This is a genomic window from Ignavigranum ruoffiae (genome assembly GCF_023195815.2).
Taxonomy (GTDB): domain Bacteria; phylum Bacillota; class Bacilli; order Lactobacillales; family Aerococcaceae; genus Ignavigranum; species Ignavigranum ruoffiae.
The window spans coordinates 1,844,313-1,866,251 of sequence record NZ_CP096206.2; the positions used below are offsets into that span (position 1 = coordinate 1,844,313).

The following is a 21,939-nucleotide window of genomic DNA, read 5'->3' on the forward strand; positions in this document are numbered from 1 at the left end:
ATAAAAAGGCCCTGAGGCCCTTCTTCCTATCTTGCCTCGAAATAAGAAACGAATCTCCCCATTGAATTGAAAGACCTGACTCCAGTATAAACTGATTACAGTGGCGGGACCGTCTTGGAATTTCACCAAAGTTCCATGCAATTCAATGCTATTTATTATATTCTAATCATAAGGAAATAAGTAAGCAATTTCAAGATAGTCCGCCAAAATTTATTAACCTTTAAATTGAGCGAACATCCTGATAGATCCCCACATGATTTCCAAAATAAATGAATAAGAACTTTCTTAGGTCAACCATTTGTCGAGGAATCGGATTTTCATGTCTTTCAAGGATTTTAAAGATCTGTTGCTGGAGGTCTCTCCTCAAATTATAAGGTAAAAAAACTCAAATCATGTTAGAATATAGAAGTTGTGAATAAATAAGGAAGGAGTATGTTAAGCCATGTATAAGACCGGTTTTGATACGGAGAAATATTTAGAAGAACAATCAAAATATATCTTAGAACGTGTAAAAGGCTTTGATAAACTTTATCTTGAATTTGGGGGAAAATTGATTGGCGATAAGCATGCAGCCCGAGTGCTGCCTGGTTTCGATGAAGATGCCAAAATGAAGCTCTTAGCTACCATCAAAGAACAAGTTGAAATTATCATCTGTGTCTACGCAGCCGATATTGAGAACAATCGAGTTCGGGGTGATTATGGCATTACTTATGGTCAAGAGGTGCTTCGGCTCATCGATGAATATCATCGCTATGGCATCCCCGTAAACAGTGTCTTAATTACACGCTATAAAGAAGAGAAAAATGCCAAAGCCTTTATCAAGAATCTAAAAAATAGAAACTTAAACGTTCATGTCCACCGTGATATTGAAGGCTATCCTACCGAATTAGATATGATTCTCGGCCCGGATGGCTTTGAAGCAAATGAATTTATCTCAACCAGCAAACCTGTGGTCGTTGTTTCCGCCCCAGGAGCTAATAGTGGAAAATTGGCCACTTGCTTAAGTCAGGTCTATCATGAATATAAGCGAGGACGAAAAGCCGGTTATGCAAAGTTCGAAACCTTTCCTGTTTGGAATCTGCCATTAAAACATCCAATCAACGTTGCTTATGAAGCAGCGACCGTAGATATTAAGGACGTCAATATTATCGATAATTATCACTTGGAAGCTTACGGCGAACCTGCAATCTCTTATAACCGTGATACCCAAATCTTCCCTGTAATTCGACGTATTATTGAAAATATCACCAACGAACCTGCTTTCTATCAATCGCCTACCGATATGGGAGTGAATCGTCTGGCTTCAGCCATCACGGATGATCAAGTCGTAAGAGAAGCCGCCAATCAAGAGATTATCCGTCGATCTTTCGACATTGAGAACCTCCACAAGAAAGGCCAGATTGATGATGAGAGCCTACATCGGATGCACTTTATTATGGAAGAGAATAATCTCAGCCAAGAAGACCGTCCAAGTGTCTTAGCTGCTAGAAAATATAGTGAATCTCTAAAAGAACGTTTTGACTGTGAAGAGATTCAGGCTGCCATTGCCATTGAGCTTGCCGATGGCAAAATTATTACGGGTCGGACAGGAGATTTGATGGATGCTTCAGCGGCTGCCATTGTCAATTCTTTAAAATATTTCGCCGGTATCGCTGATTCCATCGACCTCCTATCACCTAATATCTTGGAAACCATTCGTAATTTAAAACAAGATTCCCTTCAGAGCCGGATTACGACCTTAACCGCTAACGAAGTCCTGATTGCGCTAGCGATTTCAGCGGTAACCAATCCGATGGCCAAGGTTGCCTATGACAAAATTGCTAAATTAAACCACGGACAAGCTCATTCCACCATCATCTTGCCGAGTGAATCCATGCAAACTTTAAGACGGCTAGGCATGGATGTGACTAACGATCCAGTCTATGAGGCGAGTCATTACTTTATCCAGTAACATCAGTAAAAAATATCCTTTCCCTACATTCGTAATCAGCAATTTTTGGTGGCGTCCGCATGGACTAACTAGCCAAATTAAAACTTAATCATCAAAACAAAGACCGTTCAGAAAATACTTGCTTTCTGAACGGTCTTTTCTGAGCCCATATTTGTAGATGTCAGATTGAAGGGCTATTTTTATTTATAAGCTTTAAAATTAATATCTTCCATCCGGTCAGCAAGACGAACACTGTCTGTAATCGCAGCAGCCATTAAATGAGGTTTAATGGTATGAACACGAACGACTTCTACCCCTTTAAGCGCAGCAATCGAAGTCAAGAAGGCGGATCCCCAATCACGATTCTCTGCTCCTTGAACCGTTTGACCATCGGTATCAAATCCTTGATCGGCTAAAATATTAGTAATGAAGCGTTTGCGTGACACCCCTAAATAAGCCAAATAGCCCATTTGATGAATCACATCAATTTGGTTGATTAACGTTAGATTTTCTTTCTTGGTTAATCCGAAACCAATGCCTGGATCCAACATAATCCGATCACGTGGAATACCCGCAGCATCTGTCAGAGCCAGACTCTTATTGAAATAAGCTCCCATTAAGCTAACAATATCTGAGGTTTCAAATTGGCTGAGTTCCTCAGGGGTAAAGACATCTTCGGCACCAAAGGTCGGGAAAATCTTGGAACTTGGATGTTCAGGCCGGGCAATCACCGGGTTAAACATCAAAATCAAACCAGCTTGGCTTTGACTCACTACTTCCGCCATCTTAGGGTCCCCGAGACAGCCAGTAATATCATTGACAATATCAGCTCCAGCTTCAATCGCTGCCTGAGCAACCTCACTCTTCCAAGTATCCACAGATAAAGGCACATCGACCGCTGCTTTAATGGCTTTAATCGCTGGCACGACGCGGTCAATTTCTTCTTGAATCTCCACATAAGTTGAACCTGGTCGGGTAGATTCTCCCCCAACATCCAACATTTTGGCCCCATCAGCGACCAATTCTTTAGCCCGAGCCACCGCCTTATCGACTGAATTATATTTTCCACCATCTGAGAAAGAATCTGGTGTCACATTAATAATGCCACATAAACAAGTTTCTTGTCCGGGTAAGATTTCTTTTCCCATATATTTGAATTTCATCTTATCTTCCTTTCTAATCTTATAGAATTCCCATCAGATGCCACCATGGGAAATACAACAAGGCAAAAATCGCAAAAATAACGACCGTCATTACCAGACCAAATCGCAACATATATTGATCAGGATAATAGCCTTTTGCAGTTCCAATCATTAAGGTCGCATGATGATACGGGAATAGAAAATGAATATTTACAATAATATAGGTCATTAAGGTAATCATCTCGGCTTGATAACCTTGGTTTACCAATAAAGGAATCATGATTGGTAAAGTGACTGACATGGTTGCCACCGCTGAGCCAATACAGATATGAAGCCCCATAATGACTGCGATAATCAAGAAGAGATAGAAGGCTGAAGAAGTCTCCGGAATCATGGTCGTTAATTTCTCAAACAATTGTCCAGTAATTCCCGTTTGACCTAACACCTTTCCAATTAAAAAGACCGTAATTAAGAAGATTAGAAAATGCGGATTTACCGATTTAAGATCCTCTTGTTTCAAGACTCCCAGGACAAACATTAATATCACGCCCACCAATGCTGGAATCCAAGGCCGTAAATGATGGATGCTCTCGCTCATCCAACAGCCAATAATGACCAACATGACCAGTAACAAGATATTCTTGGTCTGAGCACTCATTTCAAGGCTCTTTTGTGAGGGTTTAACAATCATTGTAGGTTTAAAGTTTTGAATCTCTTGGCGGAATAAGAAGTATGATAGGCCCAACACCAGTAGACAAGTAGCTAGTGTAGGAACACTCATTAAGGTAAACCAACGTTCAAAAGTCAGCACTGACTGAACTTCCGGTCCAGCAAAGTTCAAAGCGGCCCCATTCAAGACAATGTCTCCATTATTAAAGAACATATAAGTCATAGAAATCGCCATAAAACCATTGAAAACCAAGAATTGTTTAGTCTTATGACTCGCCTGGTCGTTGTCCTTCAATAATTGATTAAAGATCGTCCCGATAATAATCACCCGGGCAAAGGCTTGTGGAATTAAGAAAATCATAATTAAGCCTAAGACATAGGGTAATAAGAGCAATAATAAAGTGTTGCCTGAACAACGACGAAATAACGATTCTACGAAACGGTCAATAATCCCTGCTTTCATCATCCCGACCGATAACAAAGTGGTCGTAGCAATTAATAGAATCACATCCGACCATAAGAATGAAACAACCGTCCAGGGAGAAGTCTGGCCAAAGAGAATAAAGACTAACAGCAAGAAGAGACAGGCTAGGGTCTTATGAAAAGCTCCCGTTGCCCAAACGCCTACCGTAAAAAACAAACCAGCTAAGACAATATTCTGAGAACTGGTCAGGGCTAAGGGATTCAACCAAGCTAACAACAGCGTGATCAAGGTCACAATCGCAAGTGGCTTTACTTTGATATTATTCAATACAGCACCTCCTTTAATTTTTTACCTCAAAACAGATAGGAAGGCGCTCCAGCAAAAAATACACAGCGGAGAGTTTATTCCACAAAAAATACACAGCGGAAGCGGCAATCAATCGTACGATATCTTAATCGTTCGTTTCACAACAACATCCCATTCGTGAACACTTTACGCTAATTGTCTACTCTGTTTATCGATGATATTGAATAGCATCAAGCCTTACCTACTATAAGCCTATCAAAGTGGCTTGTCAACGCTACCAACGCAGATTTCACAACTATTTTCATAATTATTTTCAAGAGGATTCTTCCATGAAATCTCCTTTAAAATGGTGTCAAATCATTAATATTATTTAACCTTAATTTAATAATGTGGGCGTCTATGTTATAATTTTTCTAAGGAGGGAGAGGATGAAAGTCTATTATTTTAATATAAATTTGGATAAGCATGGCAACCATGTGGTCCATAGCCAAGACTGTAAATATTTACCAAAAATTGAAAATCGCAAACTGATTGGCCGCTATCAAGATTGTGAACAAGCTTTACGAGCCGCAAGTTATCTAAATTATCAAGCTAATTTCGACGGCTGTCATTTTTGTTGTGGTGAATGTCATCGCACTAATTCTTAATAGATAAATTGATAAACAACTGATTAGCGACTTCTACCTAATCTTTATGATCAACCCTTGGCTTCATTTTAATCCTTATTCTTGCATTCATTTTCTAGTTTGTTTATAATGATTCTAATGTAACATTAATAAAAGGAAGGTTGATTATATGACTCCAGCAGATACTCTATTACTTAATGAATCGACCATTCAATCTTTGATTACGGTAAGTGAAATCAATGATATTGTTAATCAAACCTTTCAAGGATTAGCAGATGGTTCCATTGTCAACCCTAGTAAAGTTAGTTTAGATTTGGGTGAAACAGGAAATGAACCCCAGTATGAAGGCTTCATGAATGCAATGCCAGCATATGTCGGCTTTCAAGATATTGCCGGAATTAAATGGGTCGGTGGTTTTCAAGGAGAGCGTAAACAAGCCGGCTTGCCTTATATTACCGCGCTAACTATTCTACTAAACCCCCATTTAGGGACGTTCATCTCGGTCATGGAAGGTTCTTATATATCAAATATGCGCACGGGAGCGCAAGCGGCGATTGCCATCGAATACCTTAAACGCAAACCATCAGTGACTATCGGCATCTTCGGAGCCGGTATGCAAGCTCGTAAGACCATTCAAGCGATTGCTGACCGTATGACCATCGACCATCTATATGTCTGGAATCACCGCCGACCTACGGCAGAGCAGTTTAAAGAAGACATGGCAGAATTTGTTCAAGGTGAAATCGAAGTGACCACGGATCCAGCCCAGGCTTGCCAAGCCGAAGTGCTGATTACCTTAACACCTGCTCAAGAACCCTTATTCAAAACCGAGTCGGTCAAACCTGGTACCATTATCTTCCCTATGGGGTCTTTCCAAGAAATTGAAGATGAACTGATCCTTAAAGCCGATAAAATTATCGTCGACCATGTCCACCAAGCCCTTACTCGAGGGGCCTTAAAAAAACTTCATGGCCAAGGTAAATTAAATGAAGCTTCTATTGATTCTACCATCGGTGACCATGCTCAAAGCCAAGAAGCGATTGATCCAGATCAGCAACAAATTATTATCTGTATTCCAATCGGAACGGGAGCTATGGATGTCGCCGTAGCTTACCAAGTTTATCAAAAAGCACTTGAACAAAACCTAGGTAGTCATTTCGATTTCCATGGCTAATACTTTAAGAGGACACCATTATGTTTGAAAATTGGTTAAGGATGGAGCAATTTTACTATCAACAATTACCAACGATTGCCATTGTAATAGTTATTCTGTGCTTTATCCTCTGCATCCTCATTCCTTATCGACGCATAGCGAATATAAGGCGAATCCTACTAGGCCTTAGCCTACTCATATTTGTTGGCCTTTCCTACTTAGCTATGAATTATTACCATTACCAAGCCGATATCCAACAAATAAGCTGGATTGATGCTGGCATCCGCTCAATCGATAAGCAATTCTACTTTGACTATCCATACTCGTTTAACGAACAAAACGCTTATAAACAATATAATAACCGACAAAATTTCCAACACTTAAGCATGTATCAAGTTGAAATAATCAGCGAGCCCATTGAATTCAAGGGACTTAGCGATCGCTATCTATTCTTTGAACTCCAAGAAGAAAAGTATAAAGTCCCACAATACCTAGTCACTTATCAGACCAAACTTCAACACCCGATCCGTCAAGGGATTCAATATCAGTTAAAAGATGAACGCTTTATTGAGCTTGGTTTCTACCCCAAGTCGCATAGGTTTTTACAAAGCTATGTGCTACCGGCCGACTATGAATTCCCCCCAGCTGAAACTTTGAATGAGGATGACTATCACTATCCCTTCAAAGTATTGGCCAACTGGTATAATCCTTGAAGTAAATTATTAACAAATGAAAAAAGACCTGCTTAATGTAATCGCCAAAGGTTAGCGTTCACATTAGTCAAGCAGGTCTTTTTGTATTATTTTTGACTTTAGCCTTCGAGCAAGCAGTCTATGCAAAAGCTTGCCTTTGCCTAGGGATTTCTAATTAAAGAAATTGTTTAAAGCACTCGGCCAACTTCTCAAGTTCTTCGTCATTGGCTGGTCGTTGGCTTTGATAGAGTTCTTGCCAGGTCTGGTCTGAAAGGCCAATCTGTTCAGCCATTACCGCATCGGTTAAACCGGCGCGTTCCTGTTCATCATGAATAAATTCGACGTAATAAACTGTTTCAATTTCAGCGGGCTCGACATCTTGCATCATAGAATCCATCGCTAACAGATCTTTGACCGATTCCAGACCTAGAATTTTCCCCATATTTCGTACAGTTTGTTTAATTTCTTTCAGAATAAAATCTTTATCTTCTAAAGCCATAAGTCTCCTCCATTCTCTTCTTCATTATTATAATCGAGCAAACTTTAAAATACTACTTTAAAAGGAGTTGACTTATCAAAGCCAACTCCTAAATAAGTAATGATTTAATGGTTAATTAAAGGAAACATGGACATGGTCGTAATGGTTAGCGGTAATGCCGCCCCGATCTTCCATTTGACTCCAAGAGTTATTCCAATCGCCATAGATTTGTTGTTCCCAAATGACGTACGAAATCCCTTTTTCAGCCATATTAGCGATTGAATAGTTTGCTACATCGTCCCCTAGTTGAGAACCAACGGGAACCATGAAGTCCACGGCTTTACCCGCACCATGGTCACCATCGTCGCCTGGACGGTATAAGCTAAAGGAAGTAATTCCAAATTTATTAGCAACTTCTTCTTTATACGCAGCTACATTAGCTTGCAGGCCAGCATTTTCTGGGTTAGCCATTGGGTCAAAATCAGGACTGTTAGGTTGATCAACGATCTCTTCGACTTCTTCCGGATCTTCAACAACAATGTCTTCGGCAGGAATTTCCTCTTCTGCTTCAATATCTTCCTGAACGGATTCAGGAATTTCCTCAACAGGGACTTCAACAGTCGTTGTTTCTTCGACTGGAGTCTCAACCGGAACTGAAATTTCTTCAACTGGCTCCGTTTCTACTGGGATTTCATTATCCAACGCTGATGAATCTGTTGCTGTATTATCTGTTAAGCTAGAATCCACGGTTTCTGAATCAGCTTGCCCAACTGGGGTTGAAATTAATGCGTCAGGATTTTCTTCAAGAAGTACTGGTTCGCTTTCGCTCACCGTAGCTTCTTCTGTCGCAGGGCTTTCTTCGACCCATTCTTCTACCATCGCGGGACTATAGGTTTCATTCTCTGAACTGGCTTCAACTGATTCTGCTTGAATCATTCTTTCTGTTTGTTCGTCGCCACCAATTAAGCTAGTCGTTTCCGCTGGAGTTTCTTCCACGGCTACCTCTTCTGCTACTGGCGCTGAAATTTCTTCAGCCACTGCATCTGTGGAAACTTCTTCAGTCGCTACGTCTGAGGTTAAATTAACTGGAAGATCAATTTGATAAGATTGACCTTGGGGAGTATTTACCGTTAAATTGGTAGCTTGTTGATCTTGATTGAATTGAGCCACCAATTTGGTTCCAGGTAGAATCAAATCAACGTTATCAATCCCATTAATATTAGCTAAATAATGTAATTCAATTTGCATCGCTTCAGCGATTACACTTAGCGTGTCACCTTCTTTAACTAGGTAAGTGACTTGTTGGTTCTCGTCAACTTCTAATTCAGCTAAGACTTGATCAACAGTACGAGCTTGCCAAGAAGACATATCTTGCGCAGTAGCCATCGCTGCTTGTGAGGAAAGAGCTAATAAGGATGCTGACATCCACATTGTTTTTCCAAATTTCATATATAATCACCTTTTTATTAGTTTTTTGGTTTTTTCCTTGTTCACGGATCAAGTTTAACACAGAATATGGACAGTTTGGTCAATCTCTTGTCTTCTTAAAGGAATTGTATCGATCCTGTAACAATCATCATTCCTGATGTTTAATCATTAAAAAGTAGAAAAATCAATTAAAATTGGCTTTTATCTTAGGAATGATTTATGCTAGAATTAACAGGCTTGTTAAGCAACAAGTAAATTTTTGGTTTATCCTGAAAGAGGCGTAAAAAGATGAAAAGATATGTTGGTACCCTAAGCTTTGGCGTTCGCACTCCGATTATTCAAACCGGCGACAACCTAGTGGATATTGTAACAGACTCTGTCATTCAAGCCACTGAATCTGAGCAAATTCGCATGCGAGATAAGGATGTTGTCTGTGTCACTGAATCCTTATTGGCTCGAGCTCAAGGGAACTACGTGAATACTGATCACATTGCTAAAGAAATTTCTGATAAATTTCCTGATGAAGTGGGCGTAGTCTTTCCTATCTTAAGTCGGAATCGTTTCTCTACATTATTAAAAGGGATTGCAGCTAGTGGTCGTAAATTACACATCCTCTTAACCTATCCTTCGGATGAAGTCGGTAACCATCTGATGGATGAAAAACTACTCTATGGCATTAATATTAATCCATATACCAGTGTCCTCGAAGAAGACGATTACCGTCGCTTATTTGGCCAAGAGGTGAAACATACCTTCACTGGAATTGACTATGTCAATCTATATAAAGAAATTGCTCCCAATAGTGAAGTCCATTTTGCTAACGACCCTAAGACGATCCTTAATTATACGAAAGATGTCCTCGTTTGTTCGATTCATACCCGCGAGTTAATCAAGCAGGAATTGAAAGATGCCGGTGCCGAACGAATTTATGGCCTCGATGATATCTTAAATGAATCGATTGATGGATCAGGTTATAATGCAGAATATGGTCTGCTAGGCAGTAACATGGCTGGAGAAGATCAAGTGAAATTATTCCCTCGCGATGGTCAACCGTTCGTAGAAGCGGTCCAAGCTAAATTGATCGAATACTCTGGTAAACAAATTGAAGTCATGATTTACGGAGATGGCGCCTTCAAAGACCCAGTCGGTAAGATTTGGGAATTGGCTGACCCTGTAGTGTCTCCAGCGCATACTAGCGGCTTACTTGGCACCCCAAACGAACTGAAAATGAAGTACTTAGCCGATACAGAATTAAAAGGAATGGATAGTCAATCCATGGAGACAGCGATCCTTGACCGAATCAATAGTAAAGATCAAGATTTAACTGGGAAAAACGAAACCCTCGGTACCACTCCACGTCGAATCACTGACCTTTTAGGTTCATTAGCTGACCTGACTTCAGGATCAGGCGACAAGGGGACTCCAGTAGTATATGTCCAAGGTTATTTCGATAATTATGCGTCTAACTAGCATTAAACTTTTGAAATAAATAATAAAAATACGAGCTGTGAATATCTCACAACTCGTAATTTTATTCGTTATATTCCAAAACGAAACGATACACTCCGCGCTCGCTGGCTCGCCCGGTACTGGGCCAGTAACTCGCTACGCTCGAACTGGCAACACAAGGAGCCGCGCTCGCTAGCTTGCCCGCTACTGGGCCAGTAACTCGCTACGCTCGAACTGGCAACACAGGGTTCCGCGCTCGTTGGCTCGCCCGGTACTGGGCCAGTAACTCGCTGCGCTCAAACTGGCCCAGTACTAAAATTGGTATTTGCGAACAAAGCGTTGGACGCTTTTTTGTTTGAAGACTAGATATAAGATGGCTGTGTTTAGGATGAGGCTGACAGCATTTTTGACTAACCGAGGCATGATTAAAGCCACCCAAGCTTTATCATAAAGAATGGTTAACCACAATGAGTTCAAGCCTATATTAATAAACACAGTGACAATCGCAACATAAATAAATATTCTTAACAATGTGGGTTCTTGTCGCCAGAAACATTTAGCGTAGAGAAAACCACCTAGGGCTGCACTTAGGGTGAATCCTAAGAAGAAAGGACCCGGGTGAATAATCAAAATATCCAAGAGATCGTAAAGCACTGCAAAAACTGTTCCATAAAGTGGGCCTAAAATAGCTCCAGCAAAGGCAGTTCCTACAAAACCAAATCCCATTTGAATAATATTACCTACTTTAAAAGCTGGAATAAAGGAAAGTAGAATACGCATAGCCAACAATAGGGCCATAATCGTTAAATGTCTAGCACGAAAATGATCTAATTTACCAAGTCGATTGGTACGGTTATACTCCATTAATATAATTCTCCTTTGAAACAGAACGCCACATGTTAATTATGCAGCGAATGCAGGATTAAGCACGATGGTCATCCACCCCTTATGCAACATTCCATCACAAAGGGCTAATGCTTAATCCTTACTCTGCTAATTATTTTTTATTATTGAATGTCTAAGCTAACGGCTTCTTCAACTGCTTTTAGTAAGCTTCCATCTTCAAGTACGGCAGAAACTTTATTAAGTTCGTCGTAGATTTCGATGTCTTTATCAAGTTCGATGAAATCAACTTGTTTTCTGACGAAGTCGTAAGCAGCTTGAGATCCTTTACCTAAACCAGAAGTTTGTTCTTTCAAGTCAAGTGCTTGACATGCAGCCATAATTTCAGTAGCCACAACACGACGAGAGTTTTCTAGGATTTCTGCGGCTGTACGAGCAGCGATAGTACCCATAGAAACAAAGTCTTCTTGGTTTTCACATGAAGGAATTGAGTCAACTGAAGCTGGGTGAGCAAGGATCTTGTTCTCAGAAGCTAAAGCTGCACAAGCATATTGAGTGATCATGAATCCTGAGTTCAAACCAGGGTGTTTAACTAAGAATGAAGGGAGTCCACTTAATTGGTTGTTAACTAAGCGTTCTACACGACGTTCTGATACGTTACCAATTTCAGCTACGGCAATACCTAAGAAGTCAAATGGTTGAGCCATTGGTTCACCGTGGAAGTTACCACCTGAAATAACGTCACCATCATGAGTAATGATTGGGTTGTCAGTAACGGCATTAATTTCAATTTCAACTTTTTCTTTAACGTAGGCTACTGAGTCTTTACTTGCTCCATGAATTTGAGGGATACAACGTAAAGTATAAGCATCTTGTACGTGTTCTGGTGTTTGAGGGCGAGTATGTTGGCTGCCTTCAATCAAAGTACGCATGTTTTTAGCAGTTGCTAATTGACCAGCGTGAGGACGGATGGTATGTAAGCCTTCTTTGAAAGCATCATGGATACCATTGTGAACTTCAAGAGATAAAGCACCAGCGACGTCATTTAATTTCAACAATTCGATGGCATCGTAAGTTGCTAACGCACCTACAGCGGTTAATACGGTTGTACCATTGATTAAAGCAAGTCCTTCTTTAGCACCTAAAGTGATGATTTCTTGACCCGCTTTTTCCATAGCTTCGCGACCAGACATTAATTCGCCTTCATAATAAGCTTTACCTAAACCAAGTAAAGGTAATACCATATGAGCCAATGGAGCTAAGTCCCCTGAAGCACCTAGAGATCCTTTTTCAGGGATATGTGGAATAACATCAGCATTTAACATGTTGATCAAAGCTTCAACCGTACTTAAACGAATACCTGAGTTACCTTTTAATAGAGAGTTGATCCGGATTAAGATGATCGCACGAACAACATCTTTCTTAAATGGTTCACCAAAACCAGTTGCGTGAGTCCGAATTAAGTTTTCTTGAAGTTGAGCTGTGTCTTCAGCTGAAATACTTACTCGGCAAAGAGAACCGAATCCAGTATTTACTCCGTAAACTACCCGTTTGCTTTCAACGATTTCGTCAACAATTTTACGAGAATTGTTAACTGCTTCGATGGCTGTTTGGTCTAATTCGACCTTAGCACCTTGGCGCGCAACTTCTACGACTTGTTCAAGCGTTAAACTTTTTCCGTCTAATTTTACCATTAAAAATTCCTCCTATTGTTTTGTTACTATAATAAATTATTGGGCTTTGGACGTATTTTTTGATTTATTTAAATTTAATAAGAAATAGATGACAGAGGCAACAACTACCCCAATGACAAGATAAACCACGTTCTTAGCTTCAGCCATAAAGAGCATTACCAAGCTGACAATAACGGCTAAGGTTGGAATTAACCAAGGTCCGCCAGGAACTTTGAAAGCTGGTTTATTTGGCATATCTTTACGTTTACGTAAGAATGGCACAGCTAGGGCAGCAGGAATATATTGACCGAAACGGAATACTACTGAAAGGTTCGCTAAGGTTTCGAATGATCCTGAGAATAGTAAAGCAATGGTTACAATTGAAGAAATGGCGATGGCAACGATTGGTGCCCCTTTATCATTTTGTTGAGCAATCACCGCTGGTAATTGACCTTCTTCAGCAATCGCTGCACCGAAACGAGGAATCATAATAGATTCACCCATGTTCAAACCAGCAACTGAAATAATTGCACCAATGTTGATAATGGAGAAGCCGATTGGTCCAACCATCTCTCTAAAGGCATCTTGTACTGGAGCATCTGTAGCTAGAATACGTTGACCTAACATAGCGATAACTCCGGTAGTAATAATGATGTAGAATAATGATACGATTGAAATTGATGAAATAATCGCTCTAGGTACGTTCTTCTTAGCATCACGCATTTCCCCGGCAATAATTGGTAAAGTTTCAAAACCAATGAAGGCATAGAACACGGTAACCGCGGTAGCAGAAAGAGCTTTACCTAAAGTCATGTCTGGGTTAAGTTGTAAGAATGGAGTAAAGTGACCTTGATCCACACCATGTTTAATGAAGAAGAAAGTCATGAATGAGAAGGCCACAATTGGCACTAATTTAGCGACAGTGGCTACTACCGTAAATATCTTAGAAGTTTTAATCCCAGCGACGTTCATCAATGATAATAGAATGATGATAACCACACTTAAGATAGTTTGATGAGGTGCTAAGCTTGGGATTTGAATTGAAATTAAACGAGATAGACCCGCAGCCATGGCTGACCAGGCTACAGTGGTTACGAACCAACCTAAAATACCTACGTTAAATCCGACAAAATCACCAAAGGCAGCCTTAGAATATTGATAAGCTCCCCCATTTTTATCAAAGTAACCAGAAACTTCAGCAAAACATAAAGCTAATAAGAATACAAGAACCATTACACCAGCCATGGCTACTAGAGAAGCTGGCCCTAGGTCTTTATATAGACCCGTTTGGATTAAGAAAATACCAGAACCAATAACCGCATTAATTCCGTAAAGAATCGCCTGGGGGAAGGAGAATTTGGCTTCCTCACTAACCTCCACTAGGTTAACATCTTTTTCCATATTATTTCCTCCTAACGTTTGTTATTTATATTCAATTTTTGCTAATAAAGCTATAAGTGCATTCTGAGAGTCTTGTGCGTCAAAAATCAATGTAGCGCTTTCATTTGTCAAGCTTTGACGAATCCATAATCCTTGTCCTTGTGCTAGTGTCCACCTCTCTTCCTCATGATTGACCCGCATAGAGAATGAGATATTCTCGACAGCATGTAAGTAATAATCATTGTTACTTTCAATTTCAATATTAGGGGATTGTATAGTAATCTTGATCAGATCACTCTTCAAGGATTCTTTATAAATAATATTAAAATCAGTACATGGTTGGTGGCTACTTATTTTATCTGAGCCACTAAATGCATAGGTTTGAAATTGATCTAGTTCTACTTCTTCTCCGCTTGTATGATTCGTTAACAATAACTTACCTTGCAAAGGTAGAATAATGCGTTGATAACCAGGTAAGGGAGTAAAATCCGATTCTTCAATTTCAATGGTCGCCGAAGAAATACGATAATCGAAATTCCCCGGTTGATATACCGCATCCGGCGGCGCGATTAACAACTGAGTTGTTAATCCGCCGGACCATTGCGATACAAGATAATCATTGCTTGTTATCTTTTTTGTTTCCATAGGCTTAGAATAATCCGCTGATGTTTCCTTCTGCATCAACATCAATTTTTTCAGATGCAGGGACTTTTGGTAAACCAGGCATGGTCATAACATCACCGGTTAAGGCAACGATAAATCCTGCCCCAGCAGAAACTTTCAAGTTCTTGATTTCAATATTGAAATCAGTTGGTGCACCCACTTGCTTAGGATCATCAGAGAATGAATATTGGGTCTTAGCCATACAGATTGGATAATTACCGAAACCTAGTTCAGTTAATTCACGCATTTGACGTTTAGCTTTACCAATCAAGACAGCTTTATTTCCGCCATAAACTTTTTGAACAATCTTATCAAGTTTTTCTTGAATGCTATCTTCTTCATCGTAGACGAATTGGAAGTTATTTTCTTGTTCAGCAAGCTCAACCACTTTCTCAGCTAAGTCTTTACCACCTTCACCACCATTAGCCCATACGTCAGATAGAACCACTTCTACCCCACGTTTTTCACAGGCTTCTTCGACTGCTTTCAATTCAGCTTCGGTATCTAGCGGGAATTTATTAATGGCAACCACTACTGGTAAACCATACACTTCTTGAACGTTCTTGATATGGCGATCTAAGTTAGGAAGTCCTTTGATAACTGCATCCACATTTTCAGGGCCTAATTCTTTCTTATCTACCCCACCATGCATCTTCAACGCACGAATCGTGGCAACCAATACCACTGCTGAAGGTTTCAAACCTGATAGGCGACATTTAATGTCAATGAATTTTTCAGCTCCTAGGTCGGCACCGAATCCACCTTCAGTAACCACATAGTCAGCATGTTTTAAGGCTAATTTTGTAGCAATGACTGAGTTACATCCATGAGCAATATTTGCGAATGGTCCACCGTGGATAAAGGCTGGTGAATGTTCTAAGGTTTGAACAATATTTGGACGAATTGCATCTTTTAATAAGGCAGTCAAAGCACCTTCAGCTTTTAAGTCATGAGCTGTGATAGGTTTCTTGTCAAATGAATAACCAATGATCATCTTGCCTAATTTTTCTTTAAGGTCAGTGATATCGTTCGCTAAACACAATACAGCCATAATTTCTGAAGCGACTGTAATATCATAACCATCTTCTCTTGGCACACCATTGGTACGGCCTTGAAGACCATTGACAATGTGACGAAGTTGACGGTCATTCATGTCAACTACACGTTTCCAAGTGATATTACGTGAGTCGATACCTAATTGATTACCGTGGTGAATATGGTTGTCAATCAAGGCAGCTAATAAGTTGTTAGCAGCACCGATGGCATGAAAGTCACCAGTGAAATGAAGGTTAATATCTTCCATTGGTACTACTTGAGCATGGCCACCACCAGCAGCTCCACCTTTTACCCCAAATACTGGGCCTAAAGAAGGTTCGCGTAGGGCAATTGCTGCTTTTTTACCAATTTTGCTAAGTCCATCGACTAAACCAACAGAAGTGGTTGTTTTACCTTCACCGGCAGGGGTTGGGGTAATTGCGGTAACTAGGATTAATTTTCCATCTTCTTTGGCTTCTAATTCTTGTGGGTCGATGGCTACTTTTGCCTTATATTTTCCATAAAGTTCTAAGTCATCTTCTTCAATACCGATAGCTTGAGCCACTTCGGTAATAGGTTTCATTTGGCTTTGTTTTGCAATTTCAATATCTGTTAATTGTGGCATTCTCCAAAACTCCTTTATTTAGTATAGAAATGTTACTGATTTACATTTGAGCTAAAATTTGAGTATAAATTGTGTCAGCTAGACGCGTACCTTCGTTAAGGATTGTTTCGCCTTTAGCTTTGAAATCATTGACAAATTCTTGATCTTTGATTCCGCTAATATTGATTAATACGTTTAACCAAGCACCTTGTAAGCCAGATTTCAAGTTTAAGGCAGCCACACCTAGGTCACTGGCAGCATTCGTATTTGACTTACCTACAGCTGCAGAAGTGACGCGTAAGGATTCTACCATTAATTCCATCACTTCTAATGGTGTTGTAGCGGCAACTTTTAAAGCTTTTTGCATGGCTTCGCGGCGTTTTGCTTTGTCTTCATCGGTTTCTTTTGGCATTTCAAAGACAGCAGCAACTTCATTAAAGGCTTCAGTATCTTTATCAATCGCTTTAACTAATTTATCTTGTAATTCTACAGATTGATCATGAATTTTTTGAATTTCATCTTGGAAATCCGCGTATTTTTTCTTACCTAAAGTCAATTCAGTGACCATTTTGGTTAAAGCAATGCCCATTGATCCTGCTAAGGCAGAAGCAGATCCACCGCCAGGAGCTGGTTCATCTGAACCTAAAACTTCGACAAATTCAGAAACTTTTAAGTCAACTAATCCCATCGATTGGTCCTCCTTAATTTAATAAGTGGTTTTCTAACACTTGTTTGTCATAGTCAAATTCTTCAACTTGTAAGTAGTATTCCGCACAGTCAATTAAAGCTTTGGCTGGAGTTAAACCAATCACTTCAGAACCGATAATGTTTACACCATAGCGTGCAGCTTCGAAGCGGATAGTTTCCATGACACGGTATAGTGGAGTCTTTTCGAAGTTAACCATATTCATGGAGACTTGAGCAACATTACGATCTTCTAGCATAACGCCGATACCTTTACAATATTTATAACCACCTGAAGAACCTCGAACGATACGAGCAATCTTATTGGCGATTTCAATGTTGTCAGTATCTAAGTTTACGTTGAATGCAACTAAAGGCATACGTACACCTACAGCAGTAACCCCAGCTGTTGGATGGATCTTACGTTCACCGTAATCTGGTGCCCATTCTTCTTGCAATAATTTTTCAGGCATTCCTTCAAATTGACCTTTTCTAACTTTGGCTAAGTTCTTACGAGCAGGGGTGCTAGCAGAGTCTTCATATAAGAAAATAGGAATGTTAAGTTCGTTGGCAATACGTTCTGCAACTTTTTTAGAAATTTCAACTGTTTCAGCTACATCGATATCTTTTACTGGAACGAAAGGAACAACGTCGGTAGCTCCCATCCGCGGGTGTTCCCCTTGATGTTTGGTCATGTCGATGTTTTCGCTTGCAAATTTAACTAATTGGAAAGCAACTTCTTGAATACCATCAACATCTCCTACGAGAGTAAATACACTACGGTTGTGACTTGTATCTGAAGAGTAGTCTAATAAGGTCACGCCTGGTACACTTTTAGCCACTTCAACTAAACCATTGATGATCTTTTCGTCTTTACCTTCACTAAAATTTGGAATACATTCGATTAACTTTGCCATTTCGATTCCTCCTAAATTATTCCTAAGAATTTGGCGATTACGATCACAACTTATGATATGAAATGACTGTGTTTCATCACATAAATTATGACAGCGTTCTCACATGCTTAATTTATCAAGTCCATCAATCTGTGTCAAATCTATAATATTTATATATAGATTTATTATTATTATAAAAAAATTTTTAATATTTCTAGAGTTTTTTTTCGTCTAATGTGAAAGTCACTTTTTATTTGACTATTTTTTGACAACTTTCCATTGAATCGCTTTCAGTTATTTTTTTTGTATAAATTTTGCGCCTATATTCAGCATATTTTTATTTTATTCTCATTTTAACCTGGTAATTCTATTCGCTTTGCCTGTTCATTTTCTTTTAATTTATTCTCAAACACAGCGTTTGACGAATATTATCTTAATATCTCACTAAAATATAATGATTTTAATTAAAATATTATCGTTTTTTAATCTTAATTCTTGATGATTTTTATTGTCTTTCTCAGCTTTTTACGGAAGGATTTTCAGTAATATTTTAAACGACATTTAAAATTTGTCATTCCCACATTATTTATTTGTTTCGTTGTCACTGAGTCTATTCTTTCAAATTGACTTACCCCAGCTCTTCCATCGACCTCTAGGTCAGTTTAAACAGAAGAAAACCGAATACCTACCCAAGCAAATCGCCATAGCTGCTTACTACTCGCTTAGTCGTTTATCTTTACAAATAGAACGACTTTTGGCCAATCTTTGCCAGGTAACTATTCGGTTAGAATGAGCGCTTAAAGACTTTATTGATTCAGTCACTGGGCTATTCTATTCGTCTTGGCTTACTTGATTTGATTTAACTCATCTACATCACGGAATGGACTGAGATGGTTATATGTTAGGGACTTATAATCATAATAATTCAGCGGATTCAAGATATTCTGATCATAATGACTTAATCGATCGCTTTGTTCGAGTTGATCTAAGATCATTACCTTGGCCCAATTTAGGATTCCTATATCCCGGTCATTGGCCTTATCTGCCATGGCGACTTCTAACTCACATTTTTGTAGGTATTCATTCGCTTTCTGATCCTTATTCATCGCCATATAAGTTGTGGCAAGGTAGGCCAACATTTGGGGTCGCTTCCAAATAAAATGAATGGATTCTGAATGCTGGGCCGCTTTTAACAAGTATTCCTCAGCCAGTTCATAATCGCCCATGGCAAAATAAATAATGCCTAAATCAATATAGAAGACCACTAAACTGGTCATTTGATTTTTACCTTCGCCAAAAGCTAGGGCTCGTTTTTGTAATCTTAAAGCATCTTCATATTGTCCATTTATGCGCTCAATCTCAGCCAAGTAATTATAAGCTGCCGCAATATTAATCGCGTACTTATCGGTTAAACTCCGTGAAAGGGTCAAATTAGTAATCGATTCATGGATATATTTCTGCGCTCGTTCGTAGTGACCAATCATCAAATAATAAAGGCCTTTGAGGCGGAGAAGGATCCCAATCGCTTCATAATTATTGCTACTAATTGCTAAATCCAAGGCTAGACGGACATATTGAATCATATCTTCAGAACTATTCGTTTGAATACAGAAGTAAATCATTTGTAAATAAGCTTTCAACAAGTAGGCAGAATCACCCACATCTTTGGCTTTGACAATAACTCTGAGAATATTATCTATACCACGGTCATATTGACCTAGTCGAATATAGTAGCGTCCTTCTATATAAAGGAATTTTAATTCTAAGCGAAGGTAATTATCATCGAGCCCTGATTGTTCACTTAGCTGAGCTAATTCGCTCCGTGTATTCTCGAAGAATTGATGAATTTCCTCTGGTGACATCGACACAATCTGATTTTGATAAAGATCTTGACTGTAAACTGGGAACAATTCATGCTGAAATCTCAAAATACTTTGTAGATAAGATAATTTGTAGCTGAGGGCTTGCGATTTCTGACTAGCTCGGTAATAGTGATAAGCTATTTCAGCGAGTAACTGTAAATTATCACTTTGAAGTCCTTGTTGAAGTTTAAGGTTTTCAGCAATTTGCTTATGCATTAATTGTTTGACGGCTTGGCTTTGTTTGTTGTAACAATATTCTTGCAGTCGTCGGTTTTTAATGCGGACTCCTTGAGAGTTCTCGGATTTGTCTTCTTCGATTAAATTCCTCCGGAATAAATCGACCAGTTCTTTCTTTAGTTGAATCACCGATAGTCCAATTAAGGTTGATAGAATTTGAATGGGCACATAGCTCTTGAAATAGGATAGCGTTTCTAAGATTTCCATCCCACTAGCGGTTAATAGACTATATTGTTTCTCAATACTTTCAACCATTTTATCGGTTAAGACAATCTCATACTTACCCTGTTGGAAACGTGACAGCAATTCAATGGTCGCTAATAAATTTCCTTGACTAAAGTCATATATATTTCGGATATCTTTCTCACTCAGTGTTGTGTTGCTGCCCAGTATGGTCTTAGCTAGATTCTCTGTTTCCTCATAGTTCAGCGGATTTAGATGAATGAGTTTAAGATATTCTTGCATCCGCAAATCATTCAAGACTTGCTGGGTATGGTAAGACCATTGACCGTTCCCCGCAAAGACGAAAAAGATAGGCAGTTGTTGACTTAAAATAAGGTAGTAAAACATGTTGAGCGATTTTTCATCGATAAACTCAAATTGGTCGATAAAAACGACCCATTGTTCATCTTCTAATAAAGGAAGAAGTTGTTCGGCAATCTGCTCTAGTAAAGAGAAAGAGATGCGATCATATTTATCGACAAGCTGATGATATTTCAACATTTTGCTAGACATCTTATTAGGGAAATCAAGGTACTTCGTCAATTGGTTGATCCACTGATCCCAAACATAAGCTTCTTCTTTATGAAGTGTCGCCTGACATTCTATCGTTAAGAAATTAATTGATTGCTGATTCATATTAATTAAACGATTGACAAATTCCGTCTTCCCATTCCCCGTCTCACCTTCAATAATAATGCCTTTAGGACTGCCTTCTTCTAAATAAGAAGCTAAACTTAACTCAAACAAGGCAATCTCTTCACTCCGAGAGAAGTAATAGTGGGGCAAAGGATTGGTTTCGACCTGATTTTTGGTATGAACTTTCTTCAAGGTCTGTTGATAAATCTCGGTAATTTCCTGCGTAGGTAATATTCCCAGTTCCCTTTTAAATAAGTCTGTTAAGGTCAGATATTCTTCGATAATCTTACTATATAAGCCCGCTTGGAAATAATAATTCATTAACAGAATATAGTTCCGTTCATTAAATTCATCAATGGCGATTAATCGGCGAATATCTTTTTCGACGAGTTCCATATTTTCACTATCTAAATGCTGATCGATGGTGATATATAATTGATCGGTGAATTTCTTTTCATAATAAGTACGCATTTTGTTCATCCATAACTCGTAGGATTCACAATCCTTTAAGTAGAAGCCTTTTAAGAAATCACCTTGATAAAGCGTATCCAAATCTTGGTTTTTGTCAGCAATTTTATCAATATCTAAATCGATCGGTAAGTCAGGATTCAAACTCAATACTTGATTTGACAAGGAAATAATATATTCTTCGCCCAAACTTTTATTGGTTTGATAGATTGTATTTCTCAAGTTCTTCTTGGCGTTAGCTTCAGACTTGTCCGGCCACAGCATACTAGCTATTTCATCCCGGCTGACCGACTTATTCACTAGAAGATAATAGAATAAAGCATTAATCTTGGCAAAAGGGAATAGAATCTCTTGCCCATTTTTGCGGATGGACGGACTGCCCAATAATCTCACTTTTAGTGTCACAGGGATAACCTCCTCCTCTTCATATAATTCACTT

Annotated in this window: 17 protein-coding genes and 3 riboswitches; of the genes, 5 read left to right on the top strand and 12 right to left on the bottom strand. The window is 39.1% G+C overall.

Annotation, left to right across the window (positions count from 1 at the left end; genetic code table 11):
* Positions 1 to 15: 15 nt before the first annotated feature.
* Positions 16 to 162, bottom strand: a riboswitch (adenosylcobalamin (AdoCbl) riboswitch).
* A gap of 280 nt (positions 163 to 442) precedes the next feature.
* The gene (locus M0R79_RS08710; RefSeq protein ID WP_092570758.1) at positions 443 to 1,951 is read left to right on the top strand and encodes a DUF1846 domain-containing protein; all 1,509 of its coding nucleotides are present in this window, start codon (positions 443 to 445) and stop codon (positions 1,949 to 1,951) included.
* Between the two features lie 179 nt (positions 1,952 to 2,130).
* Here the strand turns inward: M0R79_RS08710 and folP are convergent, their stop codons facing one another.
* Both folP and M0R79_RS08720 read right to left on the bottom strand, forming a co-directional pair.
* Positions 2,131 to 3,093 (bottom strand): dihydropteroate synthase, encoded by a 963-nt coding sequence (folP, locus tag M0R79_RS08715; RefSeq protein WP_092570760.1) that lies wholly within the window; start codon positions 3,091 to 3,093, stop codon positions 2,131 to 2,133.
* A 19-nt stretch (positions 3,094 to 3,112) separates the two neighbouring features.
* On the bottom strand, positions 3,113 to 4,492 hold the full coding sequence (locus tag M0R79_RS08720) for an SLC13 family permease (RefSeq protein WP_248417037.1): 1,380 nt from the start codon (positions 4,490 to 4,492) through the stop codon (positions 3,113 to 3,115).
* A gap of 91 nt (positions 4,493 to 4,583) precedes the next feature.
* Positions 4,584 to 4,680: riboswitch (THF riboswitch) on the bottom strand.
* 219 nt (positions 4,681 to 4,899) lie between these two features.
* Here M0R79_RS08720 and M0R79_RS08725 point away from each other — a divergent pair.
* The 3 genes from M0R79_RS08725 (at position 4,900) to M0R79_RS08735 (ending at position 6,963) form a co-directional block, all read left to right on the top strand.
* Positions 4,900 to 5,118, top strand: coding sequence for a hypothetical protein (locus tag M0R79_RS08725; protein ID WP_092570762.1), 219 nt, complete (start codon positions 4,900 to 4,902; stop codon positions 5,116 to 5,118).
* A 148-nt stretch (positions 5,119 to 5,266) separates the two neighbouring features.
* A complete protein-coding gene (locus tag M0R79_RS08730; RefSeq protein WP_092570764.1) occupies positions 5,267 to 6,271 on the top strand; it encodes an ornithine cyclodeaminase family protein in 1,005 nt (334 codons plus the stop codon).
* 20 nt (positions 6,272 to 6,291) lie between these two features.
* Complete coding sequence (locus tag M0R79_RS08735; RefSeq protein ID WP_092570766.1) at positions 6,292 to 6,963, top strand: hypothetical protein; 672 nt, start codon at positions 6,292 to 6,294, stop codon at positions 6,961 to 6,963.
* Positions 6,964 to 7,117: 154 nt separating this feature from the next.
* On the opposite strand, the gene M0R79_RS08740 is transcribed toward M0R79_RS08735, so the two are convergent.
* Positions 7,118 to 7,441: a helix-turn-helix domain-containing protein gene (locus tag M0R79_RS08740; protein ID WP_092570768.1), complete on the bottom strand. Its 324-nt coding sequence runs from the start codon at positions 7,439 to 7,441 to the stop codon at positions 7,118 to 7,120.
* A gap of 111 nt (positions 7,442 to 7,552) precedes the next feature.
* Positions 7,553 to 8,869 (bottom strand): LysM peptidoglycan-binding domain-containing protein, encoded by a 1,317-nt coding sequence (locus M0R79_RS08745; RefSeq protein WP_248417036.1) that lies wholly within the window; start codon positions 8,867 to 8,869, stop codon positions 7,553 to 7,555.
* Positions 8,870 to 9,136: 267 nt separating this feature from the next.
* Between M0R79_RS08745 and M0R79_RS08750 the strand changes: the two genes are divergently transcribed.
* Complete coding sequence (locus M0R79_RS08750; RefSeq protein ID WP_092570772.1) at positions 9,137 to 10,318, top strand: coenzyme F420-0:L-glutamate ligase; 1,182 nt, start codon at positions 9,137 to 9,139, stop codon at positions 10,316 to 10,318.
* 291 nt (positions 10,319 to 10,609) lie between these two features.
* Here the strand turns inward: M0R79_RS08750 and M0R79_RS08755 are convergent, their stop codons facing one another.
* The 8 genes from M0R79_RS08755 to M0R79_RS08790 form a co-directional block, all read right to left on the bottom strand.
* Entirely contained in the window at positions 10,610 to 11,161 is a 552-nt protein-coding gene (locus M0R79_RS08755) for a folate family ECF transporter S component (RefSeq protein WP_248417035.1), read from the bottom strand.
* Between the two features lie 42 nt (positions 11,162 to 11,203).
* Positions 11,204 to 11,292: riboswitch (THF riboswitch) on the bottom strand.
* Between the two features lie 12 nt (positions 11,293 to 11,304).
* Entirely contained in the window at positions 11,305 to 12,834 is a 1,530-nt protein-coding gene (hutH, locus tag M0R79_RS08760; protein WP_248417034.1) for a histidine ammonia-lyase, read from the bottom strand.
* Between the two features lie 36 nt (positions 12,835 to 12,870).
* The gene (locus M0R79_RS08765; RefSeq protein ID WP_248417033.1) at positions 12,871 to 14,214 is read right to left on the bottom strand and encodes an APC family permease; all 1,344 of its coding nucleotides are present in this window, start codon (positions 14,212 to 14,214) and stop codon (positions 12,871 to 12,873) included.
* 21 nt (positions 14,215 to 14,235) lie between these two features.
* A complete protein-coding gene (locus M0R79_RS08770) occupies positions 14,236 to 14,874 on the bottom strand; it encodes a HutD/Ves family protein (protein WP_248417032.1) in 639 nt (212 codons plus the stop codon).
* Positions 14,843 to 16,516: a formate--tetrahydrofolate ligase gene (locus tag M0R79_RS08775; RefSeq protein ID WP_248417031.1), complete on the bottom strand. Its 1,674-nt coding sequence runs from the start codon at positions 16,514 to 16,516 to the stop codon at positions 14,843 to 14,845. The genes M0R79_RS08770 and M0R79_RS08775 overlap by 32 nt, the downstream gene beginning before the upstream one ends.
* A 40-nt stretch (positions 16,517 to 16,556) precedes the next feature.
* Positions 16,557 to 17,183 carry a cyclodeaminase/cyclohydrolase family protein gene (locus M0R79_RS08780; protein WP_092570784.1) on the bottom strand — a complete coding sequence of 209 codons (627 nt, stop codon included), beginning with the start codon at positions 17,181 to 17,183 and terminating at the stop codon, positions 16,557 to 16,559.
* 13 nt (positions 17,184 to 17,196) lie between these two features.
* Positions 17,197 to 18,096, bottom strand: coding sequence for a glutamate formimidoyltransferase (gene ftcD, locus M0R79_RS08785; protein ID WP_092570786.1), 900 nt, complete (start codon positions 18,094 to 18,096; stop codon positions 17,197 to 17,199).
* Positions 18,097 to 18,920: 824 nt separating this feature from the next.
* Positions 18,921 to 21,905 (bottom strand): tetratricopeptide repeat protein, encoded by a 2,985-nt coding sequence (locus M0R79_RS08790; RefSeq protein ID WP_092570788.1) that lies wholly within the window; start codon positions 21,903 to 21,905, stop codon positions 18,921 to 18,923.
* Positions 21,906 to 21,939: the final 34 nt, after the last annotated feature.